The sequence below is a fragment of the Chlorobiota bacterium genome (assembly GCA_016700335.1).
Taxonomy (GTDB): Bacteria; Bacteroidota; Ignavibacteria; order OLB7; family OLB7.
Genome location: CP065014.1, coordinates 2,212,613 through 2,236,623, shown reverse-complemented (window position 1 = coordinate 2,236,623; position 24,011 = coordinate 2,212,613). Strand labels below are relative to the sequence as shown.

Genomic DNA, 24,011 nt, shown 5'->3' with positions numbered 1-24,011 from the left:
TTAGTTATCTCAAACGACCAGCATCAATTATGTTCAAGTACTCTAATTTAAGATCTAATTCTTCACGAGACTCTACAAGATTAGGATCAGGAAGACATACATCTACTGGACAAACAGCAGCACATTGAGGTTCATCATGAAAGCCGACACACTCTGTACATTTATCTGGAACAATATAAAAAAAGTCAGCTGACCAAAAGTTAGTAGCACCAGATGGAGCTTCAGAGCCTTGACCAAAAGTATCTTCTCCTAATGTCCAATTGGCACCTCCTTCATAAATTGCAGTGTTAGGACATTCAGGTTCACATGCTCCACAATTAATACAATCTGTTGTAATATAAATTGCCATTTTTTTCTAAAATTATTACTATTAAAATGTTGTAGATTATTCTTATAAATTATTTATGTAAAGCTACAATGATATTTTGAAAACCACAATACTTTTTAAAAATTTTTTTCAAAAAATTCTTCAACATCTTTATTTGGACTGTATTTAATTAAGGGAAGATTGTCGTATTTATGAGGGTTATCTCCTTCTTGAATACATTTCCTTATAGAAATTCTATTATCAGAAAGTTGCTTAATTAATGATTTTAAATCAATACCCAAATAGATTTCTTCACCACTTTGCATATATTCATTTAATTTTTCTATACCACGCACAAGTTGATTTTCTCCACCAGTAAAATTTCCATGAATGTAATGAAACATTCCTACAGAAATTTGAATTAACCCTTGAAAAAATTTTCTTTTTTCACCACGAACTTCCATCCATAAATCTTCTAATGTATCGTGCGATTCAAAAAACTTTCCTGAATTAAACTCATTTAATCCTAATTCATATTGAGATTGAAACGATTTTTTTGAGTCGTTTGACATTTTGTTTGGAATATAATTTAAAAGTAAAGCAATTTAACAATGCATAATAACTATTTTTATTTTATAAAATTGTTACTAATTGTTAAAAGAATGCTAAAATTTAAAAAAATATTAGGTTTTTACATATTTGAAGTCATTTTATTTGTAAGCTCATTAGTTTTGTTTTTGTACACTTATTCAAATATTTTAACTAAAGATTTTCATTATGAATTTTCAGTTTTATTTGCATTTGTATTGAGTATAACAAATGGATTATATGTGATTTTAAGTAAAAGAGAGTTAAAGTTAAAATATTCTATTGTTATTACAAATATGATCTTGATCCTCATATTTGCAATATGCAGGGAATTATATGAAGATTATTCTTTATTTGATTTTGATGGAGTTAAATGGTATATAATTCTTGTTTTCCCATCAGTAATTATATCCACTTTATTATCAAATTGTGTAGATTTATTTGTTGTTAAAAATAAGTATAAAACAATTATTTATTTTTCAATTTGGTCATTGAGCTTTATTAGAGCAGGGTTTGAAGCATATTATAATCCTCATATTTATTTCTATTCTTGGCAAATTGGATATTTCCCTGGGTTGGCATGGGATGCTGAATTAACAATTTCAACATTACTAATTTCATACAGAATAGCACAAATATTAATAGCTATTTTATTATATTTATCTTGTTTAGAGTTAATTAAAATAAATGGGGATTTTTCCTTTAAATTATCAAAAATCAACATATTAATATTAATAATTTGTTTGTTTTTACCAATAGTATTGTTTAACCGAGATAAACTAAAATTAACACAGAGTTTTGAAAATATTGTAAAGTTTTTACCTGATTCAATAAATACTTTACATGCAACAATTTATATAGATAAATCAAAAACAGATTCATTGAATTTATGGAAAGCAGAATGGTTAACAGAATTCTATATAAAAGAGATTATTGAGAAGTTGGAATTGGACGAAGCAAAAATTATTAGACCCAAAATATTTATTTATAATAATTCAGATTTACAAAAATCTTTAACAGGTGCTGGAAATTCAAACTTTACAAAACCTTGGTTAGGTTATATCAATATTACAACATTAGGAATTGGTTCAGTTTTAAAACATGAACTAACACATGTACTATTAGCGAAATATGGTAGCATTTTAGGAATAGCATATAATCAAGGTATTACTGAAGGAGCAGCTATGATGGTTGAAGACAATTATCCTGAAAGAACTTTAGAAGAACATACTAAAAATATAACTAAAATACATGGGGATACTTTGCTCCCTTACATATTTAAGTTAGGGGGTTTTACAAATGCTAAAGAGTCATTATGCTATACTTTAAGTGGTGGATTTTGTAAATGGCTTTTTGAAAAGTATGGTAGTAATAAATTTAAAAAATTATTCTCAAATGAAAATTTTGAACAAACTTATAATCAGACTTTTAATTCATTAACAAATATTTATAGAAGAGAAATAGGATTGGCTGAAAATGTTAATGATGAAATTGCAATGAAATATTTGTATGGAGGAAGCTCTTTTTTTAAGCAGAGTAAATTGAGAAAAATTGGAATATTAAATTATGTTGGATTAAAAGAGTTACAAAAAGGAAATTTTAGTTTAGCATATAAAAATTTTTCAAATTCATTGCAATATGGTGTAACTTCAAATGCTAGAACTGGTATAATAAAATCATTGTATGGTGATAAAAAATATATTGAACTATTAGATTCTGTTAAAAATTTTAAATCTGATTCTAATGCATATTATCTATTTTCAACATTACCCGAAACCATAGATGCATTATGGTTATTGGGTGATACTACTAAAGCACTTTTATACTGTGATTCTATAAATAAAATTGATTTGTTTTCTTGGTTGAACTTAAAAGGATTGTTAAGAAAACACTTTATAAATAATTTGGATAATTATGGAATAAAGTATATACTTACAAATTTGATGAATGATTCTAATAAATTAATATTAATAAAAAATGAGGTTAAAAATTCCAGAAATTATACAGATTCACTAATATTAAAATTATGGATGTTAAATATTACAAAAGAAAAATTACCAATAAATGTTGCAATTGAATTTGAAAAATTATTACCTGAAATATTGAAAATTGATAATAATTATGCTAGTTGTATTATTGTATATTTATCATCAAATATAGTTGAGACTTTGCTATTAAAAGATTATGTTAGAAAAGAGATAAAGATAAATAAATATGATTCTATATTTGGAAAATTGAATAGAATAAAAGACATCTACTCAGTTAAAACAATTAAATACCGAAAGGTTAGAGAACTTGAATTTTTAAGATTTGTTAACTTCTTAACTTCAAAAATGTAAAGTCTTTTATTATTTAATTAAAATAGAAATTATTAGAAAACTTATACTCTTAAAGAAGTGTAATATTTAAATTATATTGGTGTCAATTAAATTAGAAAACCTCACTAATATACTTTCCAATTATTAAAATCAAAAATTAATTATGAATCGAAGGAACTTTTTACAGGGCCATAGTTCTCCAGACAAAATCAGAAATAGTACATCCGGAAATAGAACAATTCCACTATCATCTGCAGGGTTAGAGGAATATTCTGGAGTTTGGGGTTTTGAACAAGCAGCACATTTATTGAGAAGAACAACATTTAATTCAAGAAGAAAAGATGTTGAAATGCTTAAACAAAAATCAATGTCACTTGCTGTTGATTATCTTTTAGCAGATTCACCATTACCACAACCGCCATTAGTATTTTTCCAAAATGATAATGCAAAACAAGGTGAAACTTGGGTAAATTCTCAATTCAATTCAGTAACTGATAATAGTAGATTAGAATCATTAGCTGGATGGTGGGTTAATTTAATGAGAGATACAACAACAGCTGCAAGGGAAAAAATGGTTTTATTTTTAAATAACCATTTTGTATCAACGGCATCAGGTGTTAAAGATTCAAGGCTTTTATACAAGCAAAATTCATTAATAAGAGAGATGGCATTTGGTAATTTTAAAGATTTGGCTAAAAAAATTACCTTAGATCCAGGTATGCTTAGATTCTTAAATGGGAATACAAATACCAAACAAGATACTAACGAGAATTATGGTAGAGAGTTGCAAGAATTATTTACAATTGGGAAAGGAAAAGAAATAACAAAAGGAAATTATACAACTTATACAGAATCTGATGTTCAAGCAGCTGCAAGAGTTCTAACTGGTTGGAGTGATGATAGTGACAAACAAACATACGCCTTTAGTGATAGGAACCATGATACTACTGATAAACAATTTTCATCAAATTATGGTAGTGTAATTATAAAAGGTAGAACTGGAATTGATGGTGCAATGAGTGAATTAGATGATTTGATAAATATGATTTTTAATCAAGAGGCAACTTCAAAAAATATATGTAGAGAGCTTTACAAATGGTATGTAGATTATATTATTGATGAAACAATCGAAGAGAATGTTATTAAACCTATGGCGACAATTTTAAGATCAAATAACTATAATGTAAAACCAGCATTATTAGCACTACTTAAGAGTGCACATTTCTTTGATTCATCACGTTTTGGAAGTATGATTAAACCTCCAATCGATTTTGTTCTAAGCACTTTCAATACTTTGTTAGCTTCTTTACCAAAACCTACAAGTGTAACAGATTTAGTAAGAGTTTATTATGGTGCAATTGGACAGAGAAGATTATTAAATTCTTTACAGCAAACCCTGTTTGGTCAGTTAAACGTTGCAGGATGGGAAGCTTACCACCAAGAACCTGACTATTATGAATTTTGGATTAACACAGATACATTACAAAAAAGAGTTAAGTATTTGAATGAACTTGCAGTGTTAGGTTATCAATCACCTGAATCAAGGGAACTAGCTTATGCAGATGTTTTTGCTTTGGCTGAAGAAACTTCTGATCCAAGCGATCCAAATAAATTAGTTAATGAATGGGTTATGCTTTTATTTGCTTTTAAGGTATCTAGCGAATTTAAAGATATGTTAAAAGGTGTTCTTTTAAACAATTTACCTGACTATGAATGGACAGTTGAATGGTTAGATTACAAGTCTTCCCCAACTGATGCAAATAAAAAAACAGCAATTGAGAAAAAACTAAGAGCATTGCTAAAACAGATATTGGTATCTCCTGAGTTTCAATTAATGTAATTTAAATTTCTAAGATTTTGTAATTATTCTTTATTCTACAATTAAACTAATTGTAGAAGATTAAGTAGAAATTTAATATTGAAGTTAAATTTTTATAAATTAAATGTAATTACTTTCTTGGTTGATTCCTTAACAAATTCCAAATTTTAAATCAAATATGAAAAGAAGAAATTTTATACAATCAGCAGGAGCTTTATCAGTTCCTCTAATTTTTGGTGGATTACAAATAACAGCTTACGGTAAACAAAGTAAATTTACAAGTTTACTTTCACAAGCTCAAAATACAGATAGGGTATTGGTACTTATACAACTTGGTGGTGGAAATGATGGATTAAATACAGTGATTCCATTAGATAATTATAATTTATACAACAATGCAAGAAGCAACATAGCAATTGCAGAAAATCAAGTTTTAAAGCTTACAAATTCAACTGGTATAAATCCTGCAATGACCCATTTACAATCAATGTATAATGAACAAAAAGTAAGATTAGTTCAGAGTGTTGGATATCCTAATCCAAATTTCTCACATTTTAGATCAACTGATATTTGGTTAACTGGAGCTGATTATGATTCATATGTAACAACTGGTTGGTTAGGTCGTGAGCTTCATGAAGAGTTTCCATTGTATCCATCTGGTTTCCCAAATAGTACTATGCCTCATCCTCCAGCAATTCAAGTTGGTTCCACTATAAGTATTGCATTTGATGGTCCAACCTCAAACATGGGAATGGCATGGGGTGATGCTGGGAGTTATTATAATACATCAAAAGACAATTTTGTTCCAACCAATAATCCAAGGGCTGGAAAAGAACTTGATTATGTAAGAAGAGTTTCTGACCAAGTAGAAAAATTTGTTACTCCAGTTCGGGATATAGTAACAAAAACTACAACTAAGTCAAAATTGTTTCCTGCTGATAAATTAAATCCTTTAGCTGACCAGCTAAAAGTTGTTGCAAAAATGATAACTGGTGGAATGAAAACTAGAGTTTACCATGTATCTATGACTGGCTTTGATACTCATTCAGGGCAGAATAGTGGTACCCTTTCTCATCCAATTTTATTAGGTCAACTTTCACAAGCAATACAAGCATTTCAAGACGAAATTAAAATTGCAAAAATGGAAGATAAAGTAATTGGAATGACATTCTCTGAATTTGGCAGAAGAATTAAATCCAATTCTAGTGCTGGAACTGACCATGGTGCAGCTGCACCATTGTTTGTATTTGGAACTAATGTTGTGCCAGGAGTTTTAGGTAAAAGTCCTATAATTCCAAGCAAACCAACAGAAGATGATAATGTTGAAATGCAATATGATTTTAGAAGTATTTATGCTTCATTACTCAAGGATTGGTTCTGTGTAGATAATGATGTTATGAAAAAAGTTCTGTTTGATCAGTATCCAATTCTACCAATTATTAAAGGAGGCTCAACTGATGCAAAAGACTCAAATAGCTCAAGTGAAATTCAACTTTCACAAAATTTCCCAAATCCATTTTCATCTAAAACAATAATTAGGTTAAACTGTAATAATTCCTTTGTCTCATTAAAAGTTTATGATTTAAAAGGAGTTGAAGTTGATACATTAATTGATAAATCATTACCACAAGGTTCACATGAAATTGTTTATGATGGATCTAACTTACCTCAAGGAAAATATTTTATCGTACTTATTAATAATAATGTAAAATCTACCAAAGAGATGGTTAAAATATAGTCATTTATAGTAAAAAATAAAAATCCCAAATATTAATTTATTTGGGATTTTTTTTATCTAAAAATTAAATTATGATTTACTTGTTAACAATTATATTTTTGACAGAACTTCCAGAATTTGAAGCGAAAATTAATGTATAAATCCCATTAGATTCGTCTTGTAAGCATAACTCATATTCAACAATATTACTATTTGAATTTTTATTAAAAGTAATTTTTTTAACTAATTTACCATTTACATTGTATAGTCTTAAATAGGAGTTTTCAAGCTTGTTGTAAGACAATTTTAAAAGAACTTTATCATTAGTTGGGTTTGGTTGGATTGATTCAATTTCAGGTATTTCAAATAATTCTATTTGTCTGTCTTTTAAATTACAATCACGTATAATTACTTTTAAGAATCCGTTACGAGTTTGTTTTAAAACTTGACATGGAAAGCTGTTCACTGATTCGAAAATTATTTCAGAAGTTGAATCATCAGATTGAAACGGAGTTAATTCCAAAAATGCTAATGTGTCATTATTTACTATTAATTTTCCTGTTGAGTCTAATTGAAAGTTTAAATATTTTATATTCAACTCAAACCTAATATTCATATAATCGCCATCAATAAATCTATTTAATTCAACAACTTTTATTCTTTGAGTATCTTTTGAAATCAATTGTTCTGGGTATAATAAATTAGATTTAAATTTAACAGTTGTTTCTATTTTTTTTACTTCGTCATTAGTAATATTGTCACTAGTTAAAATGATTGGAATTAATAAATTATTATAATAATCACCATGTATAATCTTAGAATTAGTACCAATTGTAAAAACCGAATTCAAAGAATTACCTTCACCAAAAGCAGTAATGGTTAATGTATCAGGACAGTTTACATTATAAATAAATATTTTTGAAGAATCCTGGTAACAAGATGTTGGAATGAATTTTATTTTAACAAATTGGGAATCAAATTTTTTAATATTAATTGTATCAATCCCTTCAGAAAAAATGAAATTTGGATTTGTGTTTTGATATATTAACTTTATGGGATAATCATTTTTATTATATAATTTTACGCTGTCAATAATAAATTTTCCTATATCGCAAATTCCAAAGTTATATATAGATTTTGAAGAGATAAGGTTTAATTTCTTCTCAAATAATTTACCATTTAATGGAATGTTAATTATAGGATTAGTTTTAGAATTAGTTACCATAACTAAAGTATCATTATAAATATTTATAGCATTTGGGTTAAAGTTTACATTGATGTATTTAGTTTCATTTATATTTATTGTAAAATTAGTATCAGGACCAAGACTAAAAAATAAACCAGATTTTATATAAAGATTAATTTTTAAAGTGTCTGAACCACAATTATATATTTCTAGTTTTTGAGAGTCATTTCCAAAACAATATTGTGTATTAAAGTTAATAGAATATTTACTTAAATAAATACAATCATTATTAGGATTAGGTTTAAAAATATCTACATCTCCTATCATTGCTTTGTCGTAAGAAACCAAATCATTATCAACATCAATTAACACTGAATTAACAAATGCATTTTCATAATCATTTCTTGGTGTGCCTTGCAAACCATATATTAGGTCAGGTAGAGGAGTAAAATGAAGTGCATCACCAGTACTCCAAACAAATGAATCTCGAACATTAAAATTGCCATTATCAATTGGAAAGAAGCTATAATCGCACCCACCTGAACAATTGCTTCTTTCAAGTTCAGATTTATAACCAATTGGAATAATTTTACTATTTATAGAATTCCAACTGTTAGACAAACCAGATAAAGAATTGAATTCTCGTAGATTAGAAAAGTGAGCAAAAGGATTAATTTGAGTAACTGGATCTTTACTAGATTGGTTATCAATCATATCATTACTCATTGTTCTTCCTGCAACTAACATGTATTTTCCATCGAATGAAAATTCTATATCAGACGGAGGTGAGTTAAAAAATATCTTGTTTAAATTACCATCAAAAGCATATCCATCACTTGGTAAAATTAATTCAAGAAAATTTGAATTTAAAACAAACCCTTGAGAATTAATTTGAACTGACCATATTTGATTCAATGAATCAAACCTAACTCTATCTGAAATATAGCGACCATAATAAAGTCTTCCATTGTTCACACCTAAGCCCCAAATTCTTTCACCTAAGGGTGCAAACCCAGGTTGATTATCATCTAATTTAAATGGATCAAAAATTGAATTAATAGAACCATTAAAATTCAAACAATATATTTTTCCATCTTCAAAATTTGAAACATAAAATCTATTTAATTTTATATCAAAACATATGTTCCCTAAGTTTGGATAATGTTTCCAATTATCATCAATTCTGTTTGGTAATTTTACAAATACAGATGGTTCGCCAGTTATTGCATCAATTTTATAAACTGCCCCTGGACCACCAATTCCAAGAGGAGCTTTCCCATAAATTGAAGTTGATGTAACATAAATATTTTTAGAGGAATCTATACAAATACCAAATATTTCACCTAAAGTTGATGCCCTCCAACTTGGTTTATCAAACGCTGGAGCACTCCAATTCTCTCCTTTTTTTTGGAATGTTGCATTTTTAGTTTCGATTATTTTTAACACATAACCATTAGGATTTGGTAATAGATTCTCACCTGAGAAATGAGTAACAACTGCATTCCCATCTTTAAAAAAAAGGGATGGTGTTTGTGCTTCTAAATTTAAACAAAAATAAAATGTAATTATATATAGAATTATACTCCATTTAAAAATATTATTCATCTAATAAATTTCTATGTTTGATTATTTATTCTTGAATTAAAAAACATTTCTTAGAGCGATTTGTATTTAAATAACTTGTATAAATTTATTTTAATGTCTTGCAATTCCTCCATCAACATTAATGGTTTGACCAGTAATAATAGATGAAACTTCAGAAGCTAAAAATGCAACTACTTCCGCAATGTCTTCTGGTTCATCACTTCTATGAATTGCTTGTTGAGGTAGTAAATGCTCCAAAATAGAACCTACAAGTTTTTCATTTGATGGTCTTTGAGTTGCTGTTAAACCTACTGTAATTGCATTCACTGTAACACCATATTTCCCAACTTCACTTGCTAAAGATCTAACAAATCCAATAACCCCCATTTTAGAAGTTACATAATGAACTAGATATGGAGTACCTAACCAAACTGTATCGCTACTTAAAGCTATAATTCTTCCATAGCCTTGTTGTTTCATTTGTGGTAAAACTGCTTTAGTTGTTAAAAATAATCCATCTAAATTTACTTCTAACATTCTTTTCCATTCTTTGTAAGAAATTAATTCAAACGGTTCTTCATGATACAAACCAACATTATTTACAAGTATATCAATTCTGCCAAAGCGTTCAATTGTTTTTCTCGCAAGTTCTTGAGTTTGAATTTCATCAGTTACATCAGTTCTTAATGCAATAATATTTCCACCAATTGATTTAACTTTTTCAATTGCTTCTTCAGCGTCTGCAATATCTGCAATAACTACTGTAGCACCTTCTTGAGCTAATCTCTGGCAAAATGCTTGACCATTTCCAACTGCTGCACCTGTTATAATAGCAACCCTTCCTTCTAATTTATTCAATGTAAAATATTAAAATTGTTTTATGTAACTCTAATATAATAATTAAAAATCTGTTTAGTTCAAAATAATTTTTACTTATTAATCGATTTTATCAAACTCAAATGAACAAGCCAACTTTGAAATATAAAATAAATATAATAAAATATATGTGTTCAAGTACATTAATTATTTTTGAATAAATATTGATTCAAATGTATAAATTGATTCTTAATTTACTTTTATTAAATGTAACTTTTATTAATTATAGTTTTTCACAAAATGTAAAACTAATAAATGCATTTCCAGGTATTACTTTTAATAAACCGATTGAGTTTATTACCACGAATGATGGTACTAATAGAATTTTTATTGTTGAACAAGGGGGAGTGATTTATACTATTGATAGAAATAATAGTAAATACAATAAAATCAAATTTTTAGATGTTTCTACAAAAGTCATATCTGGTGGAGAGTTAGGTTTGTTGGGCTTTGCATTAGATCCAAAATTTAATAATAATGGATATTTTTATATAAACTATACTGCAAGAAATCCATTAAGAACTATTGTATCAAGGTTTAATTTAGACTTAAAAAAAGAAAAAGTTGATTATAAAAGTGAATTTAAAATAATAGAAATTTCACAACCTTTTAAAAACCACAATGGTGGTTGCATCAGGTTTGGATTTGATAATTATTTATACATTGCAACTGGCGATGGAGGCTCTGGTGGTGATCCAAATAACAATGCTCAAAATTTTAATTCATTACTTGGCAAACTGCTCAGAATTGATGTTCATAATCAATCTGAAGGAAAAAATTATTCAATTCCAAATGATAATCCATACATTAATAAACTAAAAGCAAGACCAGAAATTTATGCATTAGGGTTTAGAAACCCTTGGAAATTTTATATAGATTTCAAAACCAAAAAAATATGGCTTGGAGATGTTGGGCAGGAAAAATATGAAGAAATTGACTTAGTTGAAAAAGGGGGGAATTATGGTTGGAGAATTATGGAGGGGAAAAGTGTTTATAAAAAAAATAATAGTAATATCGAAAATATTATACCTCCAATTTGGGACTACTCTCACAAAATTGGAGTATGTGTAACTGGCGGATTGGTATACTATGGTAAAGAAATTGAAACTCTATTCGGTTTATATCTATTTGCAGATTATGGAACCGGAAAATTGTGGTCGCTTAAAATAAACTTTGAAAACAAAGTTTCAGTTAATTTGCTACTTGATACTGATTTGATGATTGCAGCTTTTGGAGAGGATAATTATGAAAATTTATATTTGTGTTCTTTTGATGGAATAATTTATAAAATTGTTAAAGAATAAAGTTTTTAATTAGTTAGAATAATTTGAAAATTTTAGAAAAATGATTTCATCAAAGTAGTTTCTAATTATTACAGTTATCAAAAATTATAGTTCTTAGATATAGTTTTATATTTGCTTCGATAGAACATTATTATTGTTAAATACTTAAAAAAAATACCTAATGAAATTTTTTATAATAGATGGGATGGCTCTTCTTTTTAGGAGCTATTACGCCATGATGTCTATGCCACTAACTTCTAAAGATGGTGAACCAACTGGTGCAACATTTGGCTTTATATCAGCAATTTTAAGAATTCTTGAAACCGAAAAACCAGATGCAATTACAGTGGCTTGGGATAGTGCTGAAGCCACTTTCAGGCATCATCAATACGAGGCTTATAAAGCAAATAGAATTGAATTTCCCTCTGAAATGATTCCTCAACTTGAAAGAACTAAACAAATTCTTGAATCATTAAATATTGTTTCAATTGTGAAGCCTGGTGTTGAAGCAGATGATATTGCTGGTACATTAGCTAAAATAGCTGCAAAAGAAGGACATATAGTTTATTGCGTTACTCAGGATAAAGATTTCATGCAGTTAGTTGAAGAAAGTATTTCTATCTATAAATTAGGTAAACTGGGAAGTGATGTTGAGATAATTTCTTACAACGAAGTAGAGAAAAAATTTGGTGTTACCCCCGACAAAGTGATTGATGTTTTAGCTTTAATTGGTGATGCTTCAGATAACATACCAGGTGTTAAAGGAGTTGGTGAAAAGACAGCGATACCTTTAATTCAGCAATATGGTTCCCTTGAAAATGTTTATGAAAATATAGAAGAGATTACAAAAAAATCGCTAAAAGAAAAACTTATCATTAATCGTGATATGGCTTTTTTGAGTAAGGAGCTTGTAACAATTAAAATTGATGTTACATTAAATGAAACAATTGAAGATTTAAAAACTAATGAACCTAACCTTCCTAAACTGATTCCAATATTCAAAAGATTAGGTTTTAATTCTTTAATCTCAAGGTTAGCTACTAAGTACCCAGATGTTATTGAAATATTAAAAAACCTTTCTTCAGATTCACACTCAATTGATCAAACTCAAACTGAAATATCTTCAACTCCAAAAATTAATAGATCTATTAATGATACTCAACATACCTATAAAACAATTAAAACTTCATCTGAAATTGATGAATTAGTTGATTACTTACAAAAGTCAGAATATTTATGTTTCGATACGGAAACTGATTCATTAGATAAAAATAATATGAATGTAATTGGTATTGCTTTTTCAACAAAAGTTGGTGAAGGTTTTTATATTCCAATTGCTTTAGAATTTACAATTATAACTTCAGGAGCTGGTACTCTTTTTGCAAAGGAAGAGTCTAAGTTTAGTGATGGGCTTCAATTAGAAACTGTTATAGAAAAACTTAAACCTGTTTTTGAAAATGATAACATTAAAAAAATTGCTCATAATGCAAAGTTTGATATGCTACTTTTAAAAAGATATGGTATAGAAGTTAGTTCATTATTTTTTGATACAATGATTGCAGGATATATTTTAGATTCTACACAAGGTATTAAAATGGATACTATGTCAACTAAATATTTATATTATCAACCAATACCTATTAGTGATTTAATTGGAATTAAAGGAGAGAGAAGTATGAAAGAAGTGGATTTAGATATTGTATCAGAATATTCATGTGAAGATGCTGATATTACTTTACAACTTTTTAATGTATTACTTCCTGAACTTAAAAAAGAAAGTTTATATACACTCGCAGAAACTTATGATTTCCCTTTAGTACAAGTTCTTACTAAAATGGAGAGTATTGGAATTAAAATTGATACATCAGCTTTAAGTGAAATTTCAGAATTGTTAGAAAAAACTGCAAAAAATTTAGAGTCAGAAATTCACGATATCGCAGGAAGACCATTCACAATAAGCTCACCAAAACAACTTGCTGAAGTATTATTTGAAGATTTAAAATTACCAGTAAATAAAAAAAATAAAACTGGATATAGTACAGATCAATTTGTACTTGAAGAATTATCTGAAATTCATCCATTACCAGAAAAAATTTTGGAATATCGTCAGGCAGTAAAGTTAAAAAATACATATGTTGATGCACTACCAGAATTAATAAACAATAGAACTGGAAGGCTACACACAAGTTATAATCAAGCTTTGGTCTCAACTGGAAGATTGTCTTCTAATAATCCAAACTTACAAAATATTCCAATAAGAAGTAAACTTGGTCAGGAAATCAGAAAAGCCTTTATACCTGGAATACCAAATGCTGTTTTAGTATCGGCTGATTATTCACAGATTGAATTAAGAATAATGGCTCATGTATGCGGTGATGAGGCAATGGTTACTGCTTTTAAAAATGGTGAAGATATTCACTCTGCAACTGCAATGAAAGTTTTTGGTGTATCTAAAGAAGAAGTAACACCAAATATGAGACGAAAAGCAAAGGAAGTAAATTTTGGAATTATGTATGGTATTGGTGCATTTGGATTGGGTAGAAGGCTTAAGATACCAAGGTCAGAAGCTAGTGAAATTATTAAATCATATTTTGATAAATTCCCTGGAGTGCATAAATATATGACTGATACAGTAGAATCTGCAAGGACAAAAGGATATGTTGAAACTTTGTCTGGAAGGAGAAGAAAATATGATAATATAAATGCAAGAAATGCTGCTTCAAGGGCTGCAGATGAAAGAGCAGCAATTAATATGCCAATTCAAGGAACTGCTAGTGATATAATAAGAAAGGCTATGATAGACTTACATTTCAATTTGCCAGAAGCATTTCCGAATGCTAATATGCTATTACAAGTTCATGATGAACTTATTTTTGAAGTTCCAATTAGTGAATCAGAAAGCTTGTCAAATTTTGTTAAAGATAAAATGGAAAATGCTTTTTCACTTGGTGAAGTACCAATTATTGTGGATACAGGTTTTGGTAGTAATTGGTATGAAGCACATCTTTAAAAATTGTTTGGTACATTTTGTTTAAATTTGATTTGCTTTTGATATTATATTTTTTTCAACTAACATTTATTTATTAAAATGGGTATTATTTATTCAATTATTATTGGAGGAATTGCAGGTGCTTTAGCAAAGTTAATTATGCCAGGCAAAGACGGTGGTGGAATTCTAATGACTATTGTGCTTGGAGTTGCAGGTTCTTTGTTTATGACATTCATTGGCAAAGCCATAGGATGGTATGATGCTCCTGGAGAGAAAGCAGGGTTGATAACATCTATTATTGGTGCTGTTGTTTTACTGTTTGGCTATAGATTTTATTTATCTAAGAAAAGTGGTTCATAAGTTCATTTTTAGTTTTAAAGTTGAAGTTTAATTTATCATTTTTTATTTTAAAGAATTATCCTAGATGTTAAGAAATGGAAAAGTTATTGGATATATTAAAAATAGCTCATCAACACCTATTATAATTGAAAATCAAAATGGAAAATATTTTGTAAAACTAAAAAGTGGATTCAGTGGTAAGCATGGAGTTATTAGTGAATGGATAGTTTCAAATTTAGCATTTGAATGTGGAATTAATATTGATAAACCGGAACTTATTTTTATAGACAACGAAGTAATTATTGAACAAATATTAGATGAAGTTATTGTATTAATTGAAAAAAGTTATGGTATTAATATTGCATATAAGTTTCATAATTCTACAAAAAATATTACTAAAGAATCTATAAATCAACTTAGTTGTTTCCAAAAAAATCAACTTTTTATGTTTGATTTAATAGTATTAAACATAGACAGAAACTTAACAAATTTAAATTTATTTAAAGTAAAAAATGAAATTTATTCATGTGATTTTGAAGCTTGCTTTTTGATAAATAATTTAATAGAAAGTAAAGAGTTTTTCGATAACAAAAAAGTACTAGAAGAACTCAGAAGAAATCCATTTTATAAATCTGAGCTAAACTCATTGAAATTATTAGAATTGTTGAAAAAAATTTCTAAAATTAATATGAAAGAAATTATTGATGAAATGCCATTAGAATGGTTTGAAAATGAAAATAATTTGAGTAATAATTTTAGAGAATACGATTCAATCAATCTCATAAAACATAATATTATTGAATGGTTCTTTGAGATTAATACTAAAATAGAATTGTATAAAAAGTTATTTTCTGAAATTAGTGAAATTGTTTTAGAAACTGAAGAAGAAATGAAACAAAGAATGTATAAAAACAGAATTGAATTTCAAAATAAATTTAATTAGTAAAAGAAATCAATATTGATAATTTTAACAAAATTAAATCACCAAATAAGTGGTGAGTATCTTAATCTAATTTGTGGGACAAAAGTATAAAACTGCCTTTCCCAAATACTATAAATTTTTGCTTCTCCCCCAATTGCAAATTCAGGGGTTATATCATATTCACCAGCAATAGAGAACATGAAACCCATATCATATTCATCACTAATTGCTATTAGAGTTTTATTGTTATAAATTTTTGAACTTAAATAATAATATCCAATTCCCGAAGAAATATCAATCCAGTTAAACCTCATACCAAACACCAATAAAATTGGAATAATATCTTGATAACCATTAACAAGATCATTAACTTTTCCTAGTGAGTCCTTAGTAGTGGATGATAAGGCTCTAACAAACCCTGATTCAAATCCAAAATTTAAAAGATTATCAGGTTGCCACATTACTTTTATTGAAGTACCTAATCCAATTGGAACAATATCATATTTAGAATTAGAATTAAACAATGAATCTTTACTCCCATAAAAAGATACTCCACCAGATAAGAATAAATCTAACCTATATCTACTAAATTTTTCTTGAGATTGCAATTTCCCAATACTAAATATTGAAATAAATGTAATCCATAAAAATAAAATTCTAAAACTCATTATTGGTTAATCTTAGTATAATAGTTATAAGCTACAGTCATAGGATAATTTGTAAGTATACCATCAAAATTACCTCCTTTTAAAAATTTGACAATAAAATCTGTTTGATCTAAAGTCCAAACAATTGCTTTTCTATTTTTGGAATGAACTTGTTCTACTTCAGTATTTAAAGTACCTAAAGTCCACCTTGGTGCCCATGCATAAGAATTAATTTGCTCTACCTTATCAAGGTCAAGTTCACAAACAGAATTAGATAATGAACCTCTAAATTTATTATTAGAATAAGTGAAGTAAACGTCTTCATCTGGCAACCCAAAAAGTATTACTAATTTTCTTCCAATCTTATTTGCAGAATCTTGAAACCTTTTTTGTAAAGCTATTACAGTATCAACTTCTTCAGGAATTTTAACATCTAACCAAACAAAATTGATACTTTGTTTTGATACGATAAATTTAAGTACTTGTTCTAAAGTTGGAATTTCTTCACCTCGTACAAGTTGACCAAATTTCAATAATTGATCGTATGTATAATTTGAAATCGGACCAACTAATAAAGGGCTTTTAGTTAATCGTTGATTAATATTTTCATCATGATACAGAACTGGAACTTTATCTTTAGTTAATCTAATGTCAATCTCAACACCATTTGCACCTAAAGCAGATGCAAAGTTTATCATTTGAATACTGTTTTCACTAAATGGATGAAGGTCGGAATTTCTTCCACCTCCTCTATGACCAACTATGTAAAAATTATCTTTACTAATGTAAAGTGGTCGTAAATAAGTTAACTCTAAGTCTGAAGTAGGAACTAAATTATTTCCATCAATTCTACCTTTAATAATAATTTTGTTCGGTTTTAAGCCATTTAAGATACTTAAAGCACCATCATTTTTTGCTATACTAAAATTTACTTTCCCTCTTTGTTCAGTTTGAGCATATCTCCAATATCCTTCAAAAGAAAAATTTGTATCCTTATCAACTCCACCTAATGTTATCATAAAAGCTTCATTCTTACCACTAAAAACTGATAAGTATTTTTCGTCTATTTTAATAACAACATTATCTCCAATTTGTATATTCCCTTTGGTTACAGAATAGACCCCTTCAATTAGTTTTTTAGTCGAATTTTTTAAATGTTCTGTTGAATCTAGTATATTTTTATAATTAGAACCTAAAGTATCATATTCAAGAGAATTTGAACATGAAATTAAGGAGTAAAGAAAAGTTAAAACAAAAATATTAAATATACTTTTAATAAATTTTTTCATAGAACATTAAAATAAAATTTTTAAAATATAAAGGCAAATGTAAATTCAGGATAAGCAAAAAATTTCTCAAAAGTTGTAAAAGCAAGCCATGACTGATAAGAAGATTTTTGATAATTAATTTTCATTCCTAAAACAACATCAGTATTTTTCCAGAAAGGTTGTTCAATGGTTGCTCCAATGCCAAAACCATTTAATTGATTTCTAGAAGACTTTGCAAGAGTTTCACCAACAATTGTTCGTTGATAAGTTAAGAATTGTAAATCTGCTAAAAGAGATAGTCTAACATTTGAAGTACGAAACCCTAAGGATAATGAAGGAAAATTCATCCAGCCGTCTGCTAATACATCAAATCCAATAATTGATGAGAAGCCCCTCCAGTAAGTCTGTTTGTCCTGAAAACCTAATCCGAATTGCCCAATATCAAGTGAATACAGAACACTCAATGCTCCTAAATAAGTTAAGTAGTTAGTGGCAAGTTGAGCTTTTATAGAAAATCCAAAGGGTAGTCCATATCTTGCTTGAAAATCTAGCATAGGGGATTGTCTAATTTCTTCCTCTACAATTTCTAGTGGTAAAATTGTTAAGTTAAGACCAATTGAATATTTAAAATCAAATGGTTTAAAACTTTCTGGTGAAAGTAAAAAGTCATCAGAGATAAATTTGCTTACAGTATCTTGAGATAATAAATCAATTTTACAAAAGACAAATTGTAAAATTACAAGTAATAAAAATCCTTTTTTTTTCAAGAGGAGGAAAATGTTTTAATGAAATTTCAGATTCGAAAAGTAACCAAACAATAAAAAAAATTAAAAATCTATAAATCTTGCTTTTATCAAAGACCAACTAGTTTTATCAACTTGAGAAAAATCTCTGAATGAAGTAATCATCCATTCATTTCTAGCTGATCTTTTAAAAACAAATTGAGCAATTCCACTTGATTCTCTTTCTGCATCAGATCTAGTATGAGGTATTTTAATTTGATAACTTGTAGTAAATAAAACTGAATCTCCAACAGATATTTCATTAACTTCATCAGGTGAAAAAGTAATTGAACAAACACCATTAAGTTGTAATTGTGAAAACACATTTTTTAAATATGCTTCTTCTTGTTCAATCCCCCAATTAGAAAATTTTCCAGGAGAGGCCGCAAACCCTTGAGATGAGGGATAAAAAATGTATGGAGGTAAATTATCATTCCCAGAACTAAAACATCTTTTATTATCGGAGGCATTTGCATAAATAAAAGAACTTTGAATATTTTTGAGTACGATTGTTGGATTTAGAGGTTGTTCAAAATCAGAAGATTTGCCTGAAGGTGGCTCTGCAGGTCTTGTTGAGAATAAATCACAACCAGTTAAATAAAAAACAAAAAGTAAAATTAGTAATAATATTTGAACGTTATATTTTTGATTTAGTTCCAATTCTTATTTAACATTTAATGAATGAACATCTACATAATCACCATCAACTAAATTTTCATTCGAGTTTAAAACAACCATTTCATTTTCCTTAATTCCATATATAACCTCTACATAATTTTCACCTCTAATACCAATTCTAATTTTTCTTTTTTCAATTTGTTTATTGTATTTAACAATAAAAACATAGGCTTCTTTATTTACTTCATTTACCAAAGAAGTACTTGGTAATACAAGTGCATCTGTTTTTCTTTCTTCAATAATATTTAAAGTTGAAGTCATTCCCTCAGAGATATTTGGAACATTATCAATTAAAGTTAATATTGCTGTAATTGTTTTAAATCTTTCATCTATTTGAGGTACAATCCTGTCAATCCTAGCTCTGAAGCGCATTAAGGGCATTGCATCAAACTGTAGTATTGCTTCTTGACCAGGTTGAATTCGCGTAATATCTAACTCATCAATATTTGCATAAACTTTAAATGATAAAGGATCAATAATAGTTGCTACATCATAATTTTGAGGTAGTACTTCTCCAATAGTAGTTTTAAGATTTGTAATAATACCTGAAATAGGTGAAATTATTTTACCTTTCCCAGTTTCACGTTTTCTATTCTGAAGTGATGTTTGAAGAGTTTTAGCTAAGGCGTTTGTTCTATCAAGCCTAATTTTAGCATCATTTAAATTTTTAACTTTAGAAGGATTTGAAGTATCTGAAGAATCTGAATTAAACAACTGAAGTTCTTTTGAATAATTTGCTTTTGCTTCATTTAAACTAGCAGAAGATTCTTGAACAACACCTAACTGCTCTTTTACAGCTTCAGCTTGAGCTACAGCATCTAATTCAATAACTACTGAATTCTCCCATACTTCTTCCCCAATTCTTGCATTTATTATTTTTACTTTACCAGCAACTTCGGTCCTTAAATTGACCTTGTTTTCAGCATGCACAACTCCTGTAGCATACAAAGCACTTAAGGCTTCTTTTCTTGTTGGTGATATTACTTCAACATGTTGCCTTATGAAATATTTGTAAATTAGAATTGTTGAAACTAGAACAATAATAATCCCAATGATAATGTATATTCTTTTCATAAAAATTAATACTAGAATAACTTATGTTTAAAATAAATATTTTAGTATTAATAATAATAAAAATATATTAATGTAAAATTTGAATTTCTAAAATTGAAATATCCTAAGATAATTATTTAATTAATTTAAATAAGGAAGGCTAAACAATACGAACCAGATTCTAATGAATATGAAATAATATTTTATTTAAATTGCAAACATTTAAACAAGTCTTTTAGTAAAAACTTTTTGAATTGAACTTCTTAGTTCGGAAACTATTATAGGTTTTAGTAAATAATCTATGATTGAATAATCATGAATAAGATTTGAATATTGTTCGTAGGCAGTAGTTAAAATAGTATCAAATTTCAAGAATTTTGTTTTGTTTAAAACATCAAAGCCAGTGCCATCTGGCATTTCAATATCGAGGAATACTAATTCTGGATTATATTTTATAATAGAATCAATTCCTGATTGGCAATTTACTGCAATTGTAACAATTTCAATAAATTGAAAGTTCTTGATCAATAAATTTGATAAAACATTTCTAGCAGAAGATTCATCATCAATAATAACTACATTTAATTTTGTAGTAAAATCTTTGGGAAAAGAATAATCCATTTACATAGTTTGTATTTATATGTTTTTGTAAATATCGAAATATTTAATTAAACTAAACTAACTAAATGAGTTATTGAGCAAAATAATAATGTAAGTGTAAAGTCAGTTTACTAAAATTTAAACTTTTGATAATTGTTGAATAAAAGCTTCTTTCTTTCTTACAGAAACTTCAACCATAGATCCATCTGTCATTACAACAAAACCACCTTTGCCTCTAACATATTTTTTTGCATGTTTCATGTTAATAAGGTGTGAATTATGAACTCGAAGAAAATTACAACCTAACAACAAATCCTCAAATTCACCAAGAGTTTTAGAAACTAGATTTTTCTCACCACCAACAAAATAAAACATAGTATAATTGCTTTGAGCTTCACATCTAATAATATTTTCAACTTCAATAAACATAAACCCTTCAGTTGAAGGTAAAGCAATTTTACCAAAATTTTCTCCTTGAGAATTTCTAATATTATTTTGAAGCAATTTTATATGTTCTTTTCTGTTATCATTTTTGGAATGATGATCATTTAGTTTTTTAACAGCAATTATTAACTCTTCACTATTTAAAGGTTTCATTAAATAATCTAAAGCGGCGAATTTAATTGCACGAATTGCATATTGATTATGAGCAGTAGTAAAAATTACTGACATATTCTTTTGTTCAATAACTTCAAGAATATCGAAGCCACTTCCATCTGGAAGTTCGATATCTAAAAATAAAACATCTGGATTATTTTCTTCTATAGCAGATATACCCTCTTCAACTGAACCAGCTGTTGAAATTACCTCTATATCCTGACAGTTCTTTTTCAATAAACGTTTTAGTGATTCAACACCACTGTTTTCGTCATCTACTATTACTGCTCTTAACATAATTATTATTCTGAAATTTGTATTATTTTGTATCAATAAACTGCTCGAAATTAAACAAACTTTTTGTTGCGACAAGTTCATTTTAAATATAATATGATTTCAATTATAAATACTTGCAGAAGATAATTATATTTTACATTATATTTAATTGGTTGAAAAATTGGAATAAATATATTTTAATCTTTGAATGAATAGGAATTTCATAAATTCTAAATCAATTAAATATTTAAATTTTACTTTATATTTGAACTTAATTAAAATAATCTTTATCAATAATAATTATTGACTATGAAAATAATTTCATTTATTTTTTTGTTTTCTATTGCATTTACTGTTTATGGACAGAGTAGTGATGTTGACCAAAAATTGTATCAAGGTAAAATTACTGATTCTACAACAGGAAAAGTGTTTCGTGATGGATTAATTGAAGTATTCAATTCAGACCCATTACAAGCAGATTTTTCAGGAAGAATAAATAATGAATCTGGTGAGTACTCAATTTTAATGCATTCTGCTAAAAAATATTTAGTAAGAATTACTTCGCCATATATTTATAAAAAAGAATTTATGTTTGAAGCTGCTAGAGGGGTCTATGAAGATTTAGTCCAAGACTTTAAAGTAAATATGATACCGATAGGAATGATTTTGTTTGAAGGTAAAATATTTAAACCTGGAAGTTCGGAAATTATAAATACAGTTCCAATTGATTCTGTTGTTGGTTTAATGAATCGTGAAAAAGCTATTGTCTTAGCTTTTGGGGTTTGGGCTGACGAAATAGCAGTAACAAACAATACTGTAAAAACTGGAGAAGTTATTTCAACACCACAAATTTTAAATTCATCTATAAAAAAGAAAGTAAAAACAAATAAAGATAAAAAAGTTAAAACTGATTCAATAACTAACTTACAAGCTACACCAATTGTTAAGGTGGAAGAAGTTCAAAAACCTACAATGAATGAAGATCAAATAAAACAACTTGTAAGTGATAGATGTTTGATGATTAGAAATTATTTTAAAACTAAAAATGTAAGTACAACTAGAATTGAATTCGATAAAAATTCTTATAGTTTGGTTAAGGATGTAAATTCTAAAATTTCAATTAAAATGATCCGACTCGAGAAAGATGACGACTAAAATAAAATTTTAAATATTCAATCCAAATAGTAAAAATTAAGTGAAAGAAATTACTTCAAGGCAATTATCAATATTGTTATTTATTGAGCAATATTTACGTAACAACCAACACCCTCCAACTGAACGTGAAATAGGAAGTCATTTTAATATTTTTCAAAATGCAGTAAAGAAGCACTTATTAGCATTAGAGAAAAAGGGTAAGATAAGTTTATTACGAGGTGGGAAAAGTAGAGGAATCAAGTTAAAAGATTATCCAGTGGCTGTAAATGTTCCAATTATAGCTTACATTAAAAACAAAAATGATATAACAAGTAAAGAAAATACAAATGGTTATTATTCAGTTGATGAAGTTGTTACTGGTACGGAAGGCTCATTTTTGATCGAAGTTAAAAGTGATGAAATGTCAGGAGCTGGAATAAAGATTGGTGACAAATTAGTATTTAGAAAAATGAATTATGTAAGAAACGGGGAATTAGTTGCAGGTTTCTACAATGGGGAATTATACATTAGAAAATTTTTTCAAATTGCTGATAGGGTTTTATTAGAATCATCAAATAACAATTTCCCAACAATTGCAATATCAAATATAGAAGATTTTAAAATTGAAGGTAGAGCAGTTTCTTTGATTAGAGAAATTAGTGGAACAAATATTTAATAAGTTGTTAATTATTTTCAATATCAAAATCTTCACTAAAATTTTGGTTTAAAATTTCCTTAGCACGTTCATATTCATCTTCAGGAACTTTAAGTTTAATTCCACCAATCGCTTGTGAGTATAAAGGATTTGCTCCAATTGTATATAAATCATCTAAAATTGCGAATAAACCTTCAGCCTTTAGCCTACCACAAGCAAGTTGAGCAGAAATTGGATTGGTGTAACGTTCTACAATTACAAAATTTTCATTCATATAAATTTAATTTCAACAAAGTTAAATAATTTTGGAATAGAAAAAATAAATTCAATTGTTTTTTTAATCCATTAATTCAATTAAGTTATTTTCGCATAAATTAAAATCAAATTTATTTT

The 24,011-nt window shown here is 27.6% G+C and carries 21 protein-coding genes; 9 read left to right on the top strand and 12 right to left on the bottom strand.

Features of this window, described 5'->3' with window-relative positions; all coding sequences use genetic code 11:
* Positions 1 to 4 precede the first annotated feature (4 nt).
* A complete protein-coding gene (locus IPP08_09165; GenBank protein ID QQS65937.1) occupies positions 5 to 349 on the bottom strand; it encodes a 4Fe-4S dicluster domain-containing protein in 345 nt (114 codons plus the stop codon).
* 95 nt (positions 350 to 444) lie between these two features.
* A complete protein-coding gene (locus tag IPP08_09160) occupies positions 445 to 879 on the bottom strand; it encodes a DUF309 domain-containing protein (GenBank protein QQS65936.1) in 435 nt (144 codons plus the stop codon).
* Positions 880 to 969: 90 nt separating this feature from the next.
* Between IPP08_09160 and IPP08_09155 the strand changes: the two genes are divergently transcribed.
* The 3 genes from IPP08_09155 to IPP08_09145 all read left to right on the top strand — a co-directional run bounded on the left by IPP08_09155 (position 970) and on the right by IPP08_09145 (position 6,770).
* The gene (locus IPP08_09155) at positions 970 to 3,234 is read left to right on the top strand and encodes a hypothetical protein (protein ID QQS65935.1); all 2,265 of its coding nucleotides are present in this window, start codon (positions 970 to 972) and stop codon (positions 3,232 to 3,234) included.
* 142 nt (positions 3,235 to 3,376) lie between these two features.
* Positions 3,377 to 5,053 carry a DUF1800 domain-containing protein gene (locus IPP08_09150; protein QQS65934.1) on the top strand — a complete coding sequence of 559 codons (1,677 nt, stop codon included), beginning with the start codon at positions 3,377 to 3,379 and terminating at the stop codon, positions 5,051 to 5,053.
* A 157-nt stretch (positions 5,054 to 5,210) separates the two neighbouring features.
* Positions 5,211 to 6,770: a DUF1501 domain-containing protein gene (locus IPP08_09145; protein QQS65933.1), complete on the top strand. Its 1,560-nt coding sequence runs from the start codon at positions 5,211 to 5,213 to the stop codon at positions 6,768 to 6,770.
* 76 nt (positions 6,771 to 6,846) lie between these two features.
* On the opposite strand, the gene IPP08_09140 is transcribed toward IPP08_09145, so the two are convergent.
* Both IPP08_09140 and IPP08_09135 read right to left on the bottom strand, forming a co-directional pair.
* Positions 6,847 to 9,540, bottom strand: coding sequence for a T9SS type A sorting domain-containing protein (locus IPP08_09140; GenBank protein ID QQS65932.1), 2,694 nt, complete (start codon positions 9,538 to 9,540; stop codon positions 6,847 to 6,849).
* A gap of 90 nt (positions 9,541 to 9,630) precedes the next feature.
* Positions 9,631 to 10,377: a 3-oxoacyl-ACP reductase FabG gene (locus IPP08_09135; GenBank protein QQS65931.1), complete on the bottom strand. Its 747-nt coding sequence runs from the start codon at positions 10,375 to 10,377 to the stop codon at positions 9,631 to 9,633.
* 191 nt (positions 10,378 to 10,568) lie between these two features.
* Here IPP08_09135 and IPP08_09130 point away from each other — a divergent pair, with 191 nt between their 5' ends.
* The 4 genes from IPP08_09130 to IPP08_09115 all read left to right on the top strand — a co-directional run bounded on the left by IPP08_09130 (position 10,569) and on the right by IPP08_09115 (position 15,949).
* Positions 10,569 to 11,699 (top strand): PQQ-dependent sugar dehydrogenase, encoded by a 1,131-nt coding sequence (locus IPP08_09130; GenBank protein QQS65930.1) that lies wholly within the window; start codon positions 10,569 to 10,571, stop codon positions 11,697 to 11,699.
* A 160-nt stretch (positions 11,700 to 11,859) separates the two neighbouring features.
* Positions 11,860 to 14,688 carry a DNA polymerase I gene (polA, locus tag IPP08_09125; GenBank protein QQS65929.1) on the top strand — a complete coding sequence of 943 codons (2,829 nt, stop codon included), beginning with the start codon at positions 11,860 to 11,862 and terminating at the stop codon, positions 14,686 to 14,688.
* A 78-nt stretch (positions 14,689 to 14,766) separates the two neighbouring features.
* Positions 14,767 to 15,027 carry a GlsB/YeaQ/YmgE family stress response membrane protein gene (locus tag IPP08_09120; GenBank protein QQS65928.1) on the top strand — a complete coding sequence of 87 codons (261 nt, stop codon included), beginning with the start codon at positions 14,767 to 14,769 and terminating at the stop codon, positions 15,025 to 15,027.
* A gap of 64 nt (positions 15,028 to 15,091) precedes the next feature.
* Entirely contained in the window at positions 15,092 to 15,949 is an 858-nt protein-coding gene (locus IPP08_09115; protein ID QQS65927.1) for a hypothetical protein, read from the top strand.
* A 38-nt stretch (positions 15,950 to 15,987) separates the two neighbouring features.
* On the opposite strand, the gene IPP08_09110 is transcribed toward IPP08_09115, so the two are convergent.
* The 7 genes from IPP08_09110 to IPP08_09080 form a co-directional block, all read right to left on the bottom strand.
* Positions 15,988 to 16,596 carry a hypothetical protein gene (locus tag IPP08_09110; GenBank protein QQS65926.1) on the bottom strand — a complete coding sequence of 203 codons (609 nt, stop codon included), beginning with the start codon at positions 16,594 to 16,596 and terminating at the stop codon, positions 15,988 to 15,990.
* On the bottom strand, positions 16,596 to 17,864 hold the full coding sequence (locus tag IPP08_09105) for a hypothetical protein (GenBank protein QQS65925.1): 1,269 nt from the start codon (positions 17,862 to 17,864) through the stop codon (positions 16,596 to 16,598). The genes IPP08_09110 and IPP08_09105 overlap by 1 nt, the downstream gene beginning before the upstream one ends.
* 20 nt (positions 17,865 to 17,884) lie before the next feature.
* Positions 17,885 to 18,610, bottom strand: coding sequence for a hypothetical protein (locus IPP08_09100; protein ID QQS65924.1), 726 nt, complete (start codon positions 18,608 to 18,610; stop codon positions 17,885 to 17,887).
* 60 nt (positions 18,611 to 18,670) lie between these two features.
* On the bottom strand, positions 18,671 to 19,285 hold the full coding sequence (locus IPP08_09095) for a hypothetical protein (protein ID QQS65923.1): 615 nt from the start codon (positions 19,283 to 19,285) through the stop codon (positions 18,671 to 18,673).
* A 3-nt stretch (positions 19,286 to 19,288) separates the two neighbouring features.
* Positions 19,289 to 20,377 (bottom strand): efflux RND transporter periplasmic adaptor subunit, encoded by a 1,089-nt coding sequence (locus tag IPP08_09090; protein ID QQS65922.1) that lies wholly within the window; start codon positions 20,375 to 20,377, stop codon positions 19,289 to 19,291.
* Positions 20,378 to 20,578: 201 nt separating this feature from the next.
* On the bottom strand, positions 20,579 to 20,977 hold the full coding sequence (locus IPP08_09085; protein ID QQS65921.1) for a response regulator: 399 nt from the start codon (positions 20,975 to 20,977) through the stop codon (positions 20,579 to 20,581).
* 117 nt (positions 20,978 to 21,094) lie between these two features.
* Positions 21,095 to 21,850, bottom strand: coding sequence for a response regulator transcription factor (locus tag IPP08_09080; protein ID QQS65920.1), 756 nt, complete (start codon positions 21,848 to 21,850; stop codon positions 21,095 to 21,097).
* Between the two features lie 288 nt (positions 21,851 to 22,138).
* Between IPP08_09080 and IPP08_09075 the strand changes: the two genes are divergently transcribed.
* Entirely contained in the window at positions 22,139 to 22,984 is an 846-nt protein-coding gene (locus IPP08_09075) for a hypothetical protein (protein ID QQS65919.1), read from the top strand.
* Between the two features lie 40 nt (positions 22,985 to 23,024).
* The gene (gene lexA, locus IPP08_09070; GenBank protein ID QQS65918.1) at positions 23,025 to 23,639 is read left to right on the top strand and encodes a repressor LexA; all 615 of its coding nucleotides are present in this window, start codon (positions 23,025 to 23,027) and stop codon (positions 23,637 to 23,639) included.
* 7 nt (positions 23,640 to 23,646) lie between these two features.
* On the opposite strand, the gene IPP08_09065 is transcribed toward lexA, so the two are convergent.
* Positions 23,647 to 23,892, bottom strand: coding sequence for a DUF2007 domain-containing protein (locus tag IPP08_09065; GenBank protein ID QQS65917.1), 246 nt, complete (start codon positions 23,890 to 23,892; stop codon positions 23,647 to 23,649).
* Between the last annotated feature and the right edge of the window lie 119 nt (positions 23,893 to 24,011).